14 protein-coding genes are annotated in these 16,856 nt (G+C 41.3%); 9 read left to right on the top strand and 5 right to left on the bottom strand.

The features are described 5' to 3' along the window. Positions 1–20 precede the first annotated feature (20 nt). Positions 21–554: a hypothetical protein gene (locus tag ACLOAU_RS14000; RefSeq protein ID WP_427862493.1), complete on the top strand. Its 534-nt coding sequence runs from the start codon at positions 21–23 to the stop codon at positions 552–554. A gap of 85 nt (positions 555–639) precedes the next feature. Here the strand turns inward: ACLOAU_RS14000 and ACLOAU_RS13995 are convergent, their stop codons facing one another. Beyond that, positions 640–1,551, bottom strand: coding sequence for an OmpA/MotB family protein (locus ACLOAU_RS13995; protein ID WP_427862492.1), 912 nt, complete (start codon positions 1,549–1,551; stop codon positions 640–642). A gap of 216 nt (positions 1,552–1,767) precedes the next feature. On the opposite strand from ACLOAU_RS13995, the gene ACLOAU_RS13990 reads away from it, so the two are divergent. The 8 genes from ACLOAU_RS13990 (at position 1,768) to ACLOAU_RS13955 (ending at position 11,821) form a co-directional block, all read left to right on the top strand. Next, entirely contained in the window at positions 1,768–2,838 is a 1,071-nt protein-coding gene (locus ACLOAU_RS13990) for an NAD(P)/FAD-dependent oxidoreductase (protein ID WP_427862491.1), read from the top strand. 123 nt (positions 2,839–2,961) lie between these two features. Further along, a complete protein-coding gene (locus tag ACLOAU_RS13985; RefSeq protein ID WP_427862490.1) occupies positions 2,962–8,298 on the top strand; it encodes a CHAT domain-containing protein in 5,337 nt (1,778 codons plus the stop codon). A 332-nt stretch (positions 8,299–8,630) separates the two neighbouring features. Beyond that, the gene (locus ACLOAU_RS13980; RefSeq protein ID WP_427862489.1) at positions 8,631–9,173 is read left to right on the top strand and encodes a hypothetical protein; all 543 of its coding nucleotides are present in this window, start codon (positions 8,631–8,633) and stop codon (positions 9,171–9,173) included. A gap of 222 nt (positions 9,174–9,395) precedes the next feature. Next, on the top strand, positions 9,396–9,920 hold the full coding sequence (locus ACLOAU_RS13975) for an AAA family ATPase (RefSeq protein WP_427862488.1): 525 nt from the start codon (positions 9,396–9,398) through the stop codon (positions 9,918–9,920). A gap of 102 nt (positions 9,921–10,022) precedes the next feature. Then, positions 10,023–10,382, top strand: coding sequence for a DUF4180 domain-containing protein (locus ACLOAU_RS13970; RefSeq protein ID WP_427862487.1), 360 nt, complete (start codon positions 10,023–10,025; stop codon positions 10,380–10,382). 35 nt (positions 10,383–10,417) lie between these two features. Beyond that, the gene (locus tag ACLOAU_RS13965) at positions 10,418–10,789 is read left to right on the top strand and encodes a hypothetical protein (protein ID WP_427862486.1); all 372 of its coding nucleotides are present in this window, start codon (positions 10,418–10,420) and stop codon (positions 10,787–10,789) included. 49 nt (positions 10,790–10,838) lie between these two features. Further along, the gene (locus ACLOAU_RS13960) at positions 10,839–11,408 is read left to right on the top strand and encodes a dihydrofolate reductase family protein (RefSeq protein WP_427862485.1); all 570 of its coding nucleotides are present in this window, start codon (positions 10,839–10,841) and stop codon (positions 11,406–11,408) included. Between the two features lie 53 nt (positions 11,409–11,461). Further along, entirely contained in the window at positions 11,462–11,821 is a 360-nt protein-coding gene (locus ACLOAU_RS13955) for a cupin domain-containing protein (protein WP_427862484.1), read from the top strand. A 177-nt stretch (positions 11,822–11,998) separates the two neighbouring features. On the opposite strand, the gene ACLOAU_RS13950 is transcribed toward ACLOAU_RS13955, so the two are convergent. The 4 genes from ACLOAU_RS13950 to ACLOAU_RS13935 form a co-directional block, all read right to left on the bottom strand. Then, positions 11,999–14,047: a protein-disulfide reductase DsbD family protein gene (locus tag ACLOAU_RS13950; RefSeq protein ID WP_427862483.1), complete on the bottom strand. Its 2,049-nt coding sequence runs from the start codon at positions 14,045–14,047 to the stop codon at positions 11,999–12,001. Between the two features lie 97 nt (positions 14,048–14,144). Then, a complete protein-coding gene (gene rfbD / locus ACLOAU_RS13945) occupies positions 14,145–15,008 on the bottom strand; it encodes a dTDP-4-dehydrorhamnose reductase (RefSeq protein ID WP_427862482.1) in 864 nt (287 codons plus the stop codon). A gap of 7 nt (positions 15,009–15,015) precedes the next feature. After that, on the bottom strand, positions 15,016–15,564 hold the full coding sequence (gene rfbC, locus ACLOAU_RS13940) for a dTDP-4-dehydrorhamnose 3,5-epimerase (protein WP_427862481.1): 549 nt from the start codon (positions 15,562–15,564) through the stop codon (positions 15,016–15,018). Further along, positions 15,564–16,853, bottom strand: coding sequence for a nucleotide sugar dehydrogenase (locus ACLOAU_RS13935; protein WP_427862480.1), 1,290 nt, complete (start codon positions 16,851–16,853; stop codon positions 15,564–15,566). Before ACLOAU_RS13935 ends, rfbC begins: the two co-directional genes overlap by 1 nt. Positions 16,854–16,856 lie beyond the last annotated feature (3 nt).

Here is a 16,856-nt window from a genome sequence, read left to right as displayed (position 1 = left end):
TATCTTTACTAAAACATCTTATGCAGAAAAAGTTGTTCCTCATCTACATTTGCCTGCTCTTTATTATTAGTGTTCACGCGCAAAAAACCAAGATAACGGTTGGTCCCGAACTGTTGACTTCCTTTAATCATGACCCTTCTTTCCTGGGTGTAGGAGGCTCAGCCCAGCTGGATATCTGGATCAAAGAGCGGCTTTGGCTGGGTGTCAATAGCGGTTATTTACATTTCAAAAGCAATAAAGGCTTAGATGGCAGCAATACCAGGCCTGCCTATGGAGCTATACCCGTTTTGGGTGTGATTAAATATCCACTGCCGGTTCTAAAAGGTTTGTACGGACAAGATATGTTTGGCTACACGTTTGCTCATAATGTAAAATTTGAAGACAATCGTGAAAAAGCTTCCGGAGGCTTCACCTACTACTTTGCCTTAGGTTACGAATTCGCTGAACATTTCGATATTTCTGCCAAAGTGGGCCGCTCACGTTTTAATAAAAAAGACCGTCCTGTTAATGTAAATGAACATAACGTAGGACTGAGGCTGGCCTACCTGTTTTAATTATAAACTTTATTGGTTCAATTTCCTGCGCAAAAAAGCCAGCGGTTTAAACCGCTGGCTTCTAACAAATACCTGTTCTTTATAATTAACCTGCAGCTGGTTGCTCTAATACATTAGATTTTGCAGGGTCATCACTCTTTTCAGTAGGTGCTTTTTCTATCAGCTCCATGAACTGATCCAATTTCGGAGTTATAATAATTTCTGTACGACGATTTTTGACCCTACCTGCATCTGTTGAATTATCAGCTATCGGGTTATACTCACCTCGGCCACCGACAGTTAAACGCTTAGGTTCTATACCATAGTTATTCTGCAACGCCTGAACAACCGAAGAGGCACGCAAAGAACTCAGATCCCAGTTATTGCGGATATTAGGACGGGTGATCGGCACGTTATCTGTATTACCTTCTATCAGCACATCATATTCTTTATAGTCCTGGATGATCTTGGCAATTTTGCTCAAAGTCTCTCCCGCCCTGTCGGAAATCTCGTAACTACCGGACTTATACAGCATATTATCCGCTAATGAAATATATACTACACCTTTCAACACTTTTACGTCAACATCCTTTAACTCTTCGCGGCTTAGCGAACGGGTAAGATTGTTCGTTAATACAATATTAAGCGAGTCACTTTTGTTTTTCGTGTTCACCAAATGCTGGATGTATTTATTCGAAGCATTTATTTCATCCACCAGTTTAGAAATATTTACATTCCCCTGGCTGTTCTGACTAATACTTTTATCTAAAGTAGCTTGCAAAGCAGCTAATGACTTCCGCAGCGAAGCATTATTGGCTTTTTCCTGGGCCAGCAGCTCTTCCAAACCTTTTACACGTGACTGGCTGGCCGACAAGTCGGATAATGCCAATTGCAAACGGCCATTAAGATTGGCATAATCACTCTGTAAAGCTGTAAATTTTTTGGTGCTCACACAACCGGTTAACAACATACCACTAACCAATATTGCGGCTGGTCCAACTAAGAAACGTTTATCCATACTATCTGATTTTATATCGTTTAAAGAAGCATTACCTTGCTTGAAAAGGGCCTAAAAAAGTATTTCCAATTTAGATAGGATGACAAATTAAATGCCTAAGTTGCACGATCAAATACTGAGTTCATCCTAAAAACCGACAGAAGGTAAAAATATCAGGCGCAAGATATTATCTTTTAAAAATCTATACATTAAAAAATATATAATAAAACATTAAAATTGGATAGCAAAAAAATCATAATTGTAGGACAAGGAGTGTCTGGAACGCTTTTTTCGTGGTTTTGCGCGCAACATAATTTAGATTTTATTATCATAGATAATGCCCTTACTAACAGCCCTTCCAAGACGGCCGCGGGATTAATTAATCCGGTTACCGGCCGGCGTGTGGTAACGGTTTGGATGGACGATATCATCCTGCCTTTTGCCGAGAAAACCTATAAGGAAATAGGTGCACAATTAGGTATAGAAGCTATTTCAAAAATGAATATCGTGGACTTCTTTCCTAACCCTTTTATGAAAGAAAGCTTTCTAAAAAAAATGAGCCTGCAGGCGCCCTATATCAGCCTGGCAAAGGATGAGCCATATTTAAATGAATATTTTAATTATGAATTTGGAACCGGTATTATAGAACCCGCCTACATCGTACATCTGCAGCAACTGTTACCTGCCTGGCGTAAACACCTATTGTCTGAAAATAAATTTATTGAACAGTCATTCAACTTTAATAGACTTCAGGTATCAGATCATAGTGTGCAATATGAAAACATTGTAGCAGACCTCGTCGTTTTCTGTGATGGAGTTGAGGGAAGCGAAAACCCTTACTTCCATTTGCTGCCTTTTGCATTGAATAAAGGCGAAGCCATCATTATTGAAGCGCCTGAGCTACCGGTCGGTCATATTTATAAAAAATCGATGACATTGGCGCCGTTTGGTGAGCCCGGCATTTTCTGGGCTGGTACTAACTACATCTGGGAATTTGACGACCACCTGCCTACAGAAGCCTTTAGAAAATCAACCGAACAAAATTTAAACAGCTGGCTAAAAGTGCCCTACAAAATATTAGATCATAAAGCAGCTGTACGCCCGGCTACCGTGGAACGCCGGCCATTTGTAGGTTTACATCCGCTTTATAAAAATGTTGGTATATTGAATGGCATGGGCACGAAGGGTTGCTCACTCGCTCCCTATTTTGCTTCACAGCTGGTTCAACATATTGTTCACCAACAGCCCCTGGAAAAAGAAGCTGATATCGCCAGGCATGCCCGCATCTTGTCTCGGCCCCAGGCGTAAAATCAACGTCAACCTCACCTCTTTTGGGGATACTTCTTGCTTGCCATATCGATAGCATTTCCTTACTTTTAGTTGGCTAAAGCTGGCCTTCTAAGCGTTTAGCCAACCATTTAACCGATCTGTATGGCAAAAAAAACATCAACTTCTATTGTTATCAAATTACACGGACAAAAACAAGCTGTTCCGCCACCAGAGCAGCCTGCCCACAATGAATATTTCACGCTCGAAGATACGTATCAGCTAAGCGCCACGCGAGCCCCGGGGGATGAACAATTAGTAAGGTTAGCCCCTGAGGATTATATACAGCTCACTTTCAACGATGCTTCCACCTGGTTTGGCAATACCGAAACATTAGCTGAAATATTCCCAGAAATAAACCTGCAAAGCCGCTCCGGTGAACCAGCAACACTTCCTGTTGTAATCAGCTCAGACGATACGACGAGGAGCATAGCCAGCCAGGTAGTGCTGAAGTTCTTTCAGAAATACACTAAGAAAGCAGTAAACACAAGCCTCATTAAAATTGCCGAAACCTATCAAAAGAGATCGCTGGAAAACAGGAGCGGCTTGTATAATGTCGACGCCACCTTCAACCTCTTGCCTTATAAAAATATTGATTCGGTAAAACCTATCCTGTTATTGTTGCACGGTACCGCCTCTTCTACAAAAGGTTCCTTTGCAGCATTAACCTCAGGTAATATATGGAACGACCTGATTAATGAATATGGCGATAACATCTTAGCCTTCGAACACGAAACGCTTACCAAGAGCCCGTTACAGAATGTTGCAGAATTAATGAAGCTCTTACCAGCCAACAGTAAGGTCGATATTCTTTCACATTCCCGCGGCGGATTGGTGGGTGATACCCTGATGCGGTTTACCGAAGATGCAGATGGTTTTATGGAGGAAAGTATTACGCTCCTGGAGGAAGCAGAACGACAGAATGACCTGCAATACATTAAGTCGTTACAAAAATTGTCTGTTTCAAAATCTATAAAGATCAATCGTTTTGTAAGAGTGGCTTGTCCGGCCAAGGGCACATCGCTACTGGGCAAACGCGTAGATATTTTCCTGAATGTATTGATCAACCTGATCAATGTATCCAGTCCGGTGTTGCTACCATTGGTAGAAGGATTGAAAGCTATTATCAGCCAGGCTCTTGAAAGTAAGAATGATCTAGAAGTGCTGCCGGGACTGGAAGCTATGAACCCTGAATCAGTTTTTCTGAAATGCCTGAACACCGTAAGTGATTATGAAAACGAATTGCCTAAGGGATTTGATAACCGCCTGTTCGTGATATCGGGCAATAGCAAATTCAGCGTAAGCTTAAACGGCCTCAAAGTGTTATTAACGAAGTTCTTTTTCAAATGGGATCAAAACGACCTGGTGGTAGACACTGCATCGATGTACAAGGGTGCCCGCCGCAGAACAGCCGTTCAATACTTCCTGGATGATGGTAGTAATGTGAATCACTTCAATTACTTCACCAATAAAAAAACGCAGGACGCTATACTGCTGGCCTTAACCGCAACCATCGACCGCATCACCACTTTCAAAGAAATGGAGGTAGAAAATTATGCGGCACTAAGCAGGGGTGTTTTTGGTTTGGACGGCGGCAAACTGGGCATTGTAAAAGCAACGGGCAAAAAGCCGGTTGTATTGTTATTACCAGGCATTATGGGCTCCTTCCTTGAAAGAGATAATAAACCGCTTTGGATTAATTACCTGGCTTTCGCCTTTGGCGGATTGACCAAACTGAAAATAGAAAATACTGATATTGTTGCTACCGGTATCATTAAAACTGCCTACAAAGACCTGGTCGCCTACTTGTCCGCCAGCTACGATGTAGAAGTATTTCCCTTCGATTGGCGCAGGCCTGTAGCTGAGTCAGGCACTGCCCTTAATCAACGCATACTGGAGTTGCAAAAATTAAAACAGTCCATTTCACTGGTAGGGCATTCTATGGGTGGATTGATCATCAGGGATATGGCCATTAGTTATCCTGATACCTGGGCATGGTTGAATGCACAACCGTCTTTCAGAACTCTTTTGTTAGGCACGCCCTGGATGGGCTCTTACCGGATACCTCATGTACTCAGTGGTAAAGACCCCATCATCAAACAACTGGACACAATCGACTTTGCGCATTCTAAAGGTGGCTTGATCAATATGTTTGCAAAGTTCCCCGGACTGCTGGGCCTCTTGCCCCTGGGCACCAGCGACGTAGATTTCAGCAGCAAAAAAGAGTGGGAAGTATTTGCGGGTGCTACAGGATTAAAGTGGACCATACCTGGTAATCAACTATTATCGGAGTTTGCCGATTTCAGAAAAAAGATCAACAATAACCTGGGGCAGTTAAATCATGACAAAATCATTTATATAGCCGGTAAAGATGATCAAACTGTAAGTGGCTATAGCTATGAGAACGGACAGCTACAGTTTAAAACCACTGCCGAGGGAGATCAGAGCGTTACCTGGGCTACCGGCATTCCTGCGGGCATCAACAGGCAAACATCTTTATATTATACCAATGCTACCCACGGAGGCCTGACTACTCAGAAGTACTTATTCCAGGGTATCAAAGACCTGTTGGATAAGGGCACAACCGAAGCCGCTGAATTTAGTCGTAAGCCTTTACCCATCCAGCCCGCCAGCCGTACTATAGCCAAAGAGACCTACAATTTCGATATCAATGAAAGGGCTATTGAATCTAATCTTTTAGGCCTGGGACTGGACGCATTTGTAGAAAAAACCAACACTCCTATCCTGAAGGTTTCGGTAAGCAAGGGCGATATGATCTATGCCAGCTACCCGGTAATGCTGGGGCATTTTGCGAATGATGGTATTTATGGCGCAGAAACCATCGCTAATCAGTACCTCGATAATATACTTTCATTAAAACATTCGCTGGGTATATACCCGGGCAATATAGGCACTCATACATTTTTTAAAGACAACAACTCCCTGTTTAAAGGGTGCATAGTTGCCGGACTGGGACAGGCAGAATTCCTGAATAGTTACCAGCTGGCTAAAACTGTTGAAAGCGCTGTAGCCGATTACCTACTTATGTTCAGCAGAAACAATTTCAGGAAAACCAGTTCAAAAAATAAGATTGGCCTGTCATCACTGATCATTGGCGCAGGTTATGGAGGAATGGCCATTGAAAGCTCTTGCCGGGCCATTATGCAAGGTATTATTAACGCCAATGATAAGGTTCAAAAACTAACCGGCAATGAAGACCTGTATGTAGACGAACTGGAGTTTGTAGAACTATTCGAAGATAAGGCCATTACCTGTTTTTACAGCCTTACCAATTTCATCAATGGCAACAGTGATGGCATGAATATCTTCTGGAAGGAAAGAAAAATAAAAAGCTTGTTTGGAGCGCGTAAGCGCTTGCTGGTTGACAACAATGTAACCTGGTGGCAGCGATTGAGCGTGGTAGCCAATAGTGACTCACAGCAGGATAAAAGCAAAACAGACAAGACGCTCTCCTATTATTCCAGCACTAATAATGCCCGTGAGGAAAAAAAAGAGCTCCATCACAACCTACCCCTGATAGAAGCTTTGCTGAACGATATTTCCATCAAAAAGAGCTGGTCTTTCGATAAAGCCAAAGCTATTTTTGAGCTACTCATTCCTACAGACTTTAAAGAGAACATTCGTCGCAACTCCCCCATTCTTTGGGTTCTGGATAAGTTCACGGCTTCTTTTCCCTGGGAATTACTTCAAACCGGTTCCGCTGCAGAAAAACCCCTGTGTGTAACCGCCGGTATGATCCGCCAGCTGGCGACGTCTGACTACAAAGCCAGCAACCCGGTTAAGACCAATAATGCTTTAGTTATTGGCGATCCCGATCTGAATGGTTTTACCAAAGCCGGCCAGTTACCCGGCGCAGAAAAAGAAGCCGTAGCCGTGAATGACCAACTGAAAGCAGCCAAAGAATTGGCTATTGAGGGGCCATTGATCCATGCCGGTAGTGATGAAATATTAACCGCTCTTTTTAAGCAGGATTATAAAATTGTACATATTGCCGGTCACGGTTTTTTTGATGAGCAACATCCCGCAGCCTCAGGTGTGTTAATCGGGAAAATGAAAGATAGTGACGAGCCTATGTTCCTGACGCCTCATCATATTAACCAGTTGCCCTCTACACCTGAATTTGTTTTTATTAACTGCTGTTTCCTCGGGCGGATCAATCCATATGCTGAAGAATACGCTGCCAACCGTTTTAAACTGGCAGCCAATATTGGTACGCAGCTCATTGAGAATGGCGTGAAAGCGGTAATAGTATCCGGCTGGGAAGTAGATGATAGCGCAGCATTGGCTTTTGCTGAAGTGTTTTATGAAAAGATGCTTGCGGGGTATAATTTCGGGGAAGCCGTATTAGCTGCCCGGCAACATGTATATAATAAGTTTAGCTATACCAATACCTGGGGAGCTTTTCAATGTTACGGCCAGCAACATTATTCTTTTAACCTGGAAAGAGGCGGTGACAGGTATGAAAGAATTTATCATATAGCCCAGGAAGCTGAAAACGACCTGGACAACCTGTTAAGCAAAACTGAAGTAGCTTTTTATAATCCGGATGACCTGCTCAATGAACTGCAATCTATATCCAAAGCTATTGATGCAGCAAATTTTACCCATGCAGAAATGCGCCAGAAAGAGGCTCAGGCTTATATGGAACTGAATGACTATGAAACATCTACTGAACTGTACGACAAATTATTTCAGAATGAAAACGCCCGGTTTGATGTTACTGCCCTGGAGAACTACCAGAACATGTCTGTAAACAAGGCAGTGAGCAGATACCTGAAAGATACTTCCGACCCCATACCAATTATAGATAAAATCGATAGTAGCATTGACAATCTCTATTACCTGTTGCAGATATGGGAAACGGGTCACAGATTGTCCTTACTGGGAAGTGCCTTTAAGCGAAAAGGATTTGTATTGCATTCGGATAAGAAAAACGAAAAAGGTAAAATGGCAGCTCTCGAAGCTTCTGCCAACTATTACCGACTGGCTTTTGAAAAAACGGGAACCAGCTACACCTTTTCCAACTGGATCATACAGGAAGCTTTTATTATAAAAATAAAACAGCAAAAATGGGGACAGGAAGTAACCCGTCACAAAAAGCATTACCAATTACCTACGCTGGCACAAATAGAAAAACAGTTGATTGATATGGGGAAAATTAATGAAGAGAATGATCATGAGCAAGTGTATTGGGATATGACAGAAGTCATTGATGTATCCCTATGCCGTTATATCCTGAAACCATCAGAAAGAAACTTCCAGGCCCTGGCCAAAAAACTCAGGCATATCTGGGCTTTAGCCGGCTCCAGAAACAAACAGCAGAAACAGGTGCTCAACCTGCGTATACTGGCGCATTATGCAGGTTTTGCCGGATTAGGTAGTGTTGAGAAAAAGTTGGGAGCTTTTGTAGAAGATCTGTGAGATTTCATAGTAATGCACGGCCCATCTTGTAATACCCCATCATTCTCCGCAATAATATAACCAGTAAAGAGTTTACATTTTCGACTCATTTACCTGCTATTAAATTTTTAAGGTTTTTAGCCATAGTTGGCCGTTAATGATGCCGCTGATGAACAGCCATCGTACCTGTGCAACAGGGCTTATGCAGTTATGCGAAAAAGATAAAGTCCGGTTGAAAACATTTACTTTAGCAGTTAATTGTTAGAAGCAGATTGGCGTTGCTGCTAAATCCGTAAAAAGGACCGGCTAAATCTGCCAGCAACAAGTCATTATAAATTCGTATACTACTCAAAATGAAATGCATCCGGGTTGCCGTATTAGTTCTTTTGATTTCCTGCATCAATAATCGGGAAAACAAAAAAACTGAACGAGATACTAAGCTCACGCAGAAAGAAAAAAGAAATAATAAAGCCAACCTGTTCAGATTAGATTTAAAACTTCATGAAGACTTCGTCAGCATTAAGGCTCCCGAAAAATCAAACTTTGAATTACCTGACAGTTCAGCCAAAACGGCACCCTTTAAATTGGGAGACTTCAATGCTGATAATAAAGAAGACATTTTGGTTTATTTAGGCGCTTGCGGAACAGGAGGCTGTATGTATGGTTTGTTTTTAAAGCAATACGGCAATTATTACCAACTAGCGTTCTTTGACTATTTGAAAAATGCGGAATTCAAAATAGAAAAAAACGGTTTATGGACCATACAATCATCAGTAGAAACAGAACCCTATAACCCTTCCAAACTTCAGGTGTCCCTTTTTAAGTGGGATAAAAAAAATTCGCATTATGAGTTAGATTCTACTTATTTATATATAGATGACGGAGTGGAAAAATGACTTATTTTGTATGATTAAGTAACGCAGTTGGCGAGCAGTTGATTCTGAGTACAACTCCTATAACAGGGCAACAGAAAGAAATGAGCACAGTTTTATATATGGCAGGTCTATTTTTTTGATAAAAACTCAATTAACCGGATGCCATATTGTACTATTACCAATGTGGTATGTATTCAATTCCGGCGCCTTGATTTACACGGAAAAAAACTGAAAAATTAATAAATGATGCGAATAGCTTTTACAGGTTCACATAGAGTAGGAAAAACAACTTTGGCTGAAGAAATCGCAGATAATTTACCAGGTTATTATTTTAGAAATGAACCCTATCTGCAACTCGAAGAAGAGGGATATTTATTTTCGGAAATACCAACGCTAGATGATTATATAGAACAATTCACTTTTTCTGTAAAACAAATAAAAAGTAGTGAAAACGATGTAATTTTTGATCGCTCTCCCTTAGATCTACTGGCATATATTTATGCTGCAAGCAAAACAAAAGATATACAAATATTTTACGAAGAAATGACCATAGCCATGTCACAAATCGACATCGTAGTTTTTGTTCCTATAGAAACTCCTGATTTAATAAAATGCCAGGAATCGGACTTACCAGATTTACGACGCGAAGTAAATGATACCTTACAAGACTGGATTGGAGATTTGAATAATACTACTTTAGAAGTAACAGGAACTTTAGAAAACAGGAAAAAGCAAATACTGGATAAAATATACAAACAGATCAAATAAAGAAAAAATATTGCAACAGGAGTGGGCCTTAGGCTATTCGGTAACGAAGCAATGAAACGGGATAGCTTTATAGCCTCTCCTATTAAGCATGGTAATTTATTTATGCAAATTAATACCCTACCTAGCAACGGCATTAAAGCAGCTGAAATTGTAAGCAACGAAATTATCTTAACGACAATTGAAGACAGCTTAGACTTACTGGGCAACCTTTACTATCAGGGATTTGACAAGATCATTATTTACGAAAAAAATATCACGCCAGATTTCTTTGACCTTGAGACCAGGATTGCCGGGGATATCCTTCAGAAATTTGTACAATACCGGATGCCCCTGATCATTGTTGGAGACTTTGGGAAATTTAATAGTAAGAGCTTGAATGATTTCATTTTTGAAAGCAATAAAGGGAAACAAATTAATTTTGTAAGTGACTTGTCAGAAGCAATGCAGTTACTGCTTCAGTAAAGAATAATCACGCGAAAAATATTTAATTTCAAACTATGGAATTCACGAAACTCGTTCCTAACGTATTTTATGATGACATCAGCGTTGGCTTAGACCTTTTTGTCGGCTGCCTTGATTTTACAATAGGCTATGACGATCTGGAATCTCAAGACCCCTGTTGCGTTATTGACAGCGGCGAGCTTTCAGTATTTTTAATTCAAAATAAGGAGTTTGCTGAAAAAGATCGCCCGGAATTACGGCTTCATACAACTGATATCGAAGCAGTTTATAATAAGGTAAAATTGACCCACTCCCAATTATTACATCCCAATCTTAATGCAGTTACCTTAAGACCTTGGGGCGCCAAAGAGTTTGCATTAAGAGATGCTTCGGGCGTTTGCATCATTATTCAACAATGGCAACATTGATAATCGTATGAACCATTCAAAAAAAGTTTATTACTAATATACAAAAAACATGAGAAAGCTTGTTGCCGCCATTAATATGACACTGGATGGATTTTGCGATCATACTGCAGTAGATCCTAACGAGGCCATACATCAACATTACACTGACCTGTTGAATAGTTCAGGCGTTGCATTGTATGGAAGAATAACCTATCAACTAATGGAGTATTGGCGGCCTCTGGTTAACCACCCAACAGGGAAATCCTCGATGGACGATTTTGCTTCAGCAATTAACCAGATCCCCAAAATTGTATTTTCACGTACTTTAAAAAATGTGGATTGGGAAAGCGCAAAGCTGGCTGATCAGGATATTGAGGCAGTAGTAGCGGCACTTAAGAACCAACCCGGTAACAACATTTTGGCCTGTAGTCCCAGCTTGATTGTAACGCTAACCCAATTGAATTTAATAGACGAATACCAGATCTGTGTTCATCCGGTAGTGGCGGGTTCCGGTTTACCCCTGTTCAAAAACATCGATAAAGAGATAAGGCTCCAACTTATAAAAAAGAAAACTTTTGATTCCGGGCCTGTAATACTATTCTATGAACCAACAAAAGATACAGTTTTAAAAACCATGTGATTCAGGTCTTACATTAGCAAAGACCGCAAATCTGAACAGCAAAAAACAACATTATGAACAAGGTAAACCTGGAAGAAAAATTTAAGCTTTTTTCGGAACATTGGTCGCCCAAAATTGTGGGCGAGCTTAACGGTCAAAATGTAAAAATTGCTAAATTTAAAGGCGAGTTTGTTTGGCACAGCCATGATAACGAAGATGAAATGTTTTTGGTTGTAGATGGCATATTGAAAATAGAATTCCGGGAAAAAACGGTTACATTAAAAAGAAATGAATTCCTAATAGTACCAAAAGGAGTAGAACATAAGCCCGTTGCAGAAGATGAAGTTTGGGTAATGCTGTTTGAACCCGCAACAACGCTAAACACAGGTAACACCGAAAATGAACTTACCCGGCATAACCTGGATTGGATATAAAAAAATGCTGACCTGATCTCTAAAAATCTGATCCCCGCTTAGCGATGAAGCAATCTCCAAAATTATTGCAGTCTTCCACAAAATGTAACCAAGCGTGTTGAATGCTTACAGAGGCCGGCCTCTTTTATCAGGATAGAAGCAGAGCACCGTGCCATCATCGGAAGACCTGCTACTTCTTTACTGTTTCTTCTTGTATTCTTCCAAAGCCTTGTTAAGCCATTCTTTAAATCCTTTAATTCCTTTGGATGGTTGATACCCATATCCCTCCTGCAACAACCGTTCTTCTTTTCCATCTAAAAAGAAATAGTTAGGTTGAGAGTTGCTGCCAAAACGGCTCACCTGCAGGTGCGTGTTCAAATCGCCCAGGGTTTCAACCTGCTTACCCAGGTCTTCAGAATAAAATTGTTCTGACACAGGCAGCATAACACTTTCATCGTGCACATCCACAAATAAAGAAGCAATAACAAACTCTTCCTTTAATAATTTCATCACTTCAGGATCGCTCCATACCTGTGTCTCCATCAGCCGGCAGTTAACACAGTTAATTCCTGTAAAGTCCAGCATTAATGGCTTTTTCAGCTTCCTGGCCACTTCCAAAGCCTCTTTGTAATCGAAGTAAGTAACCATACCATTATTGATGACTACATCCGGTTCATTCTTTTTCATTGCCTCGGCAAATTTTACAGGATGAGGTAATTCACTATCCTGACTTGCTGCCGTTCCATGGCCAGCCTGAGCGGTTAGCTTAGAAGGATCAAAACCTTTGGGCAGATCATCTGCATTAAAATCCTGCGTACCCATAGGAGGCAGAAATGCTCCTAATCCTTTTAAAGGAGCACCCCACAAACCTGGCGTAAGGTATACTACCATAGAAAACGCTGCTATCGCAAAAAATAATCTTGTTACAGATAGGTAAGGAATGCCAAAGTCGTTTTTCGGCAGGTCATCATCGTGTTTAAATTTAAGCTTGCCGAGCAAATACAAGCCTAGCAACAGGAAGATCACAATCCACAACACAATAAATATTTCGCGGTCCAGTATCCGCCAGTTTTTGGCCAGATCGGCATTAGACAGGAACTTAAGTGCCAATGCCAATTCTAAAAATCCTAAGGTTACTTTAATAGCATTCAACCAGCCTCCGGCTTTTCCTAATACATTTAATTTGCTTGGGAAAAAGGCAAACAGGGCAAACGGCAATGCCAATGCCACTGAAAAGCCGAACATACCTAGTAATGGTCCCCAATAACTACCTTTGGAAGCCAGCACCAATAAGTTCCCGATGATAGGGCCTGTACAGGAGAAGGAAACAATCACTAAAGTAAGCGCCATAAAGAAGATACCCCAGAAGCTTCCCGTATTTGCTTTACTATCGGCCCGTGTAGACCAGGAACTGGGTAGCTGAATTTCGAAAGCCCCTAAAAAGGAGATACCAAAAATGATGAATATGGCAAAAAATATAAGATTGGCTATCCAGTTAGTAGAAAGATTATTTAATGCGGCCGGCCCAAAGATCAGGGTAATGAGGAAGCCGAGTAAAGTAAATATGATGATAATGGACAAAGAATAGATAACTGCATTTTTGATCCCTTCCTGTTTGGTCTTACTGCGTTTGGTAAAAAAGCTTACCGTAACCGGTATCATAGAGTACACACAAGGCGTAAGCAGTGCCAGTAAACCGCCGGCAAACGCCGTTAAAAAGATCCATATCAGAGATTGACCTTGTTCACCGGGTCTGCTGCCTGAAACTGTTGCATTTTCACTATTTGCATTCTCAGGCATAACAACGAGCCGAAAGTCTTCTTCAACAGACGGATATTCATTACCCAAATTAAACATGTAAGTTACTTTGCCTTTAACCAGCACTGTATCCGTTTCAGCAATTTTCAAAGTTTGCATCCATTGAACGGAATCGGCTACAAAAGAAACATTTAAAGATAAAGTCGAATCCAGTTTGGATTGAACATTTCCTTTCTCCGTAATATTTCCTTTTAAATGGCTGGCCAGGCTACTATCGAAACTCACCTGGGAAAAAACCGCATCCTCGGGGCTTTTTTGAAGCGTATAGAGGGCAACACCCGGCTTTATCGCTTTGGCTGTAATGGTAATGATAACTTCATCTTTATTAACACGCTTCTGATCAACAGAAAGTTTTACTGCCGTAGTGTCCTGTGCCCATAGAAAGAGCGTGGATAGCACCGCCCAAAATGATAATAAAAAACGCTTCATTATTGAATATATATTATTTCCAGGGCGTTCATTTGCTGCCCTGCCTGCTATTGCAGTCAATTATTAAGTAAACAACAAAGCTATCGTATTGTTGGTATTATTGCATTTTTCCGATGCAAAGTTCCAGGCTGGCCTTCCAGTCGGGAATTACCAGCTGGTAGGTTTCTTTTATTTTAGTTTTGTCCAGCACACTCCAGGAGGGCCGTTTAGCCGGGGTAGGATATTGAATAGTAGGAATAGCTTTTACTTCACACTCCGAGTGTATGAGTTCTTTAATAGCAAGGGCAAACTCATGCCAGTTAATGCGTCCCTCGTTGGTATAATGATAAATACCCGGTGCCCAGTTGCCCGAGCTGATAATATGCATAATGGCGGCGGCCAGATCTGCCGCATAGGTTGGTGAACCATATTGATCGCTAACTATACTGATCTGTGGCTTTTCGTTCATCAGGCGGATCATGGTTTTTACAAAGTTCTTTCCAAAGGTAGAATATACCCAGGCCGTACGAATGATGATGGCATCGGTAAACGCTGCTGCCAGCTTCTCCCCCTCTAATTTAGTGTTACCATACACACTTACAGGTTGTGTGGCATCTGTCTCTTTGTAAGGCTCGGTACCGTTTCCGTCAAAAACATAATCTGTAGAAACCTGGATCAATTTGGTATTATGTACAGCGCAGGCCCTGGCGAGATATCCTACCGCATCGGCATTCAGCGCCTGTACATTACTCAATTCAGCAACATCTTCTGCTTTATCCACTGCCGTATAGGCTGCACAATTGACGCAAAAATCGGGTTGATGCTCTGCAAAAAAACGGTTTATGGCTGCTTCATCCGTTATAGAAAGTGTCGACCTATCTGTGAACAGGAAATTGAAATCAGGGAATTGACCTGCCAAAGCTTTTATATCTGAACCCAATTGTCCGTTGGACCCGGTAACCAGTATTGTTTTTTGCGCCATAAATAATTTAGAAATTGTTCTTACACTCTTTTAAAGAAGGTAATACCAGGTCTTTATCAGAAACAACGGCCGCACCTTCGGGCAACTGCCAATCTATCGCTAATTCAGGATCATTGTAAATAATGCCTCCTTCGCTTTCTTTATTGTAAAGCGCATCACATTTATACATGACTACCGCGGTTTCGCTTAGTACAGAAAACCCATGAGCAAAACCAGCCGGAATCAGCAACTGCTTCTTGTTTTCGGCTGTCAGTTCTAACGAAAAGACCTGACCATAGGTAGCGGAGTTTTTCCGGATATCAACTGCTACATCCAGTATCCTGCCTGCTAAAGCACGAACCAGTTTACATTGTGCATGCGGGTTTTGCTGGTAATGTAACCCCCTTACAACACCATAGCTCGAAAAAGACTGGTTGTCCTGTACAAAATTGTACTGCAATCCTTCTGCCTCAAATACCGACTGATTATAGGCTTCAAAGAAATAACCGCGGCTATCTTCAAAAACCCGGGGCTCAAAAATCAATAATCCGTCCAGAGGTGTTGCTGTAAATGGCATTATAAACTATAGTATTTTCTGTTTAAAATTTTATTTCGATAAATACCTTTCAAATCTGCGATAAGGGCAGTTGGCCTGGTAATGCTGCAAAAATAGTCGTCGTTGAGCAATAAATACTCTTTATGTGGTACTGCAATTACTACGGCATCGTAATCACCGGAAACCCCTTCTTTCAATTCAATATTATACGCTCTCTTTAATTCTTCGGATGTGGCATAAGGATCTTCCACATCTACCAGCACCGAAAACTCCTGTAGCGCCTTCACGATATCAGCAACCTTACTGTTCCTGATATCACTTACATTTTCTTTAAAAGTGGCTCCCTTTATCAATACTTTAGCCTGTCCTACATTGATACCCGATTTAATAATATGCTTTACTATTTTCTCAGCTACATACTTGGCCATAGTATCGTTGATATGACGAGCCGCCAATATTAATTGAGCTTTATAATCCATCCGGCTGGCTTTATAGGCCAGGTAATAAGGATCTACACCGGTGCAGTGCCCGCCCACAAGTCCCGGCTGAAATTTTAAAAAGTTCCATTTGGTGCCGGCCGCCTCCAATACTTCAAACGTATTAATGTTCAGCTTGTCGAAAATCACCGACAGCTCATTCATGAAAGCGATATTCAGATCACGCTGGGTATTCTCCACAATTTTGGCGGCCTCTGCTACTTTAATAGAAGAAGCCCTGAATACGCCGGCTTCTACTACTAACTCATATACTTTTGCGATCTCATCCAATGCTTCCGGATCGCAGCCGGAAACTATTTTAATGATATTATTTAAGGTATGTACCTTGTCGCCCGGATTGATCCTTTCGGGTGAGTAGCCCGATTTAAAATCAATACCGTTATTTAACCCGGATACTTTTTCAATAACCGGTAAACATTCTTCCTCCGTACAACCGGGGTAAACCGTAGATTCAAACACCACATAATTCCCTGCTGTCATCACCTGGCCAACAGTTTCAGAGGCTTTAATAATCAAACGCAGATCAGGAATATTTTTGTCATCAACCGGCGTTGGAACGGCAACAATATAAAAGCTGGCTTCTTTTAGTACCTCAACCGAGCTGGTAAAAAGGATATCGGTATTTTCAAAGGCTGATGCGTCGAGTTCTTTACTGGGATCAACTCCCCGCCGCATCAGATCGAGCCGTTCTTCATTGATATCAAAACCAATAACAGAAAGCTTTTTGGCAAATGCAAGCGCAATGGGTAATCCTACATACCCCAGGCCGATTACCGCCAGCTTGGCTTTTTTTATTACCAGGTTGGTGTACATGCC

Origin of the sequence: Paraniabella aurantiaca, assembly GCF_050309965.1 — a bacterium.
In the GTDB taxonomy this organism is placed as follows: Bacteria; Bacteroidota; Bacteroidia; order Chitinophagales; family Chitinophagaceae; genus Niabella.
Note: the sequence above shows the minus strand (reverse complement) of the source record. Positions and strands in the feature narration are given on the sequence as shown.

Coding starts and splice junctions, on each gene's coding strand:
- ACLOAU_RS14000 (WP_427862493.1), top strand. CDS start 21: ATGCAGAAAAAGTTGTTCCTCATCTACATTTGCCTGCTCTTTATTATT.
- ACLOAU_RS13995 (WP_427862492.1), bottom strand. CDS start 1,551: ATGGATAAACGTTTCTTAGTTGGACCAGCCGCAATATTGGTTAGTGGT.
- ACLOAU_RS13985 (WP_427862490.1), top strand. CDS start 2,962: ATGGCAAAAAAAACATCAACTTCTATTGTTATCAAATTACACGGACAA.
- ACLOAU_RS13980 (WP_427862489.1), top strand. CDS start 8,631: ATGAAATGCATCCGGGTTGCCGTATTAGTTCTTTTGATTTCCTGCATC.
- ACLOAU_RS13975 (WP_427862488.1), top strand. CDS start 9,396: ATGATGCGAATAGCTTTTACAGGTTCACATAGAGTAGGAAAAACAACT.
- ACLOAU_RS13970 (WP_427862487.1), top strand. CDS start 10,023: ATGCAAATTAATACCCTACCTAGCAACGGCATTAAAGCAGCTGAAATT.
- ACLOAU_RS13965 (WP_427862486.1), top strand. CDS start 10,418: ATGGAATTCACGAAACTCGTTCCTAACGTATTTTATGATGACATCAGC.
- ACLOAU_RS13960 (WP_427862485.1), top strand. CDS start 10,839: ATGAGAAAGCTTGTTGCCGCCATTAATATGACACTGGATGGATTTTGC.
- ACLOAU_RS13955 (WP_427862484.1), top strand. CDS start 11,462: ATGAACAAGGTAAACCTGGAAGAAAAATTTAAGCTTTTTTCGGAACAT.
- ACLOAU_RS13950 (WP_427862483.1), bottom strand. CDS start 14,047: ATGAAGCGTTTTTTATTATCATTTTGGGCGGTGCTATCCACGCTCTTT.
- rfbD (WP_427862482.1), bottom strand. CDS start 15,008: ATGGCGCAAAAAACAATACTGGTTACCGGGTCCAACGGACAATTGGGT.
- rfbC (WP_427862481.1), bottom strand. CDS start 15,564: ATGCCATTTACAGCAACACCTCTGGACGGATTATTGATTTTTGAGCCC.
- ACLOAU_RS13935 (WP_427862480.1), bottom strand. CDS start 16,853: ATGTACACCAACCTGGTAATAAAAAAAGCCAAGCTGGCGGTAATCGGC.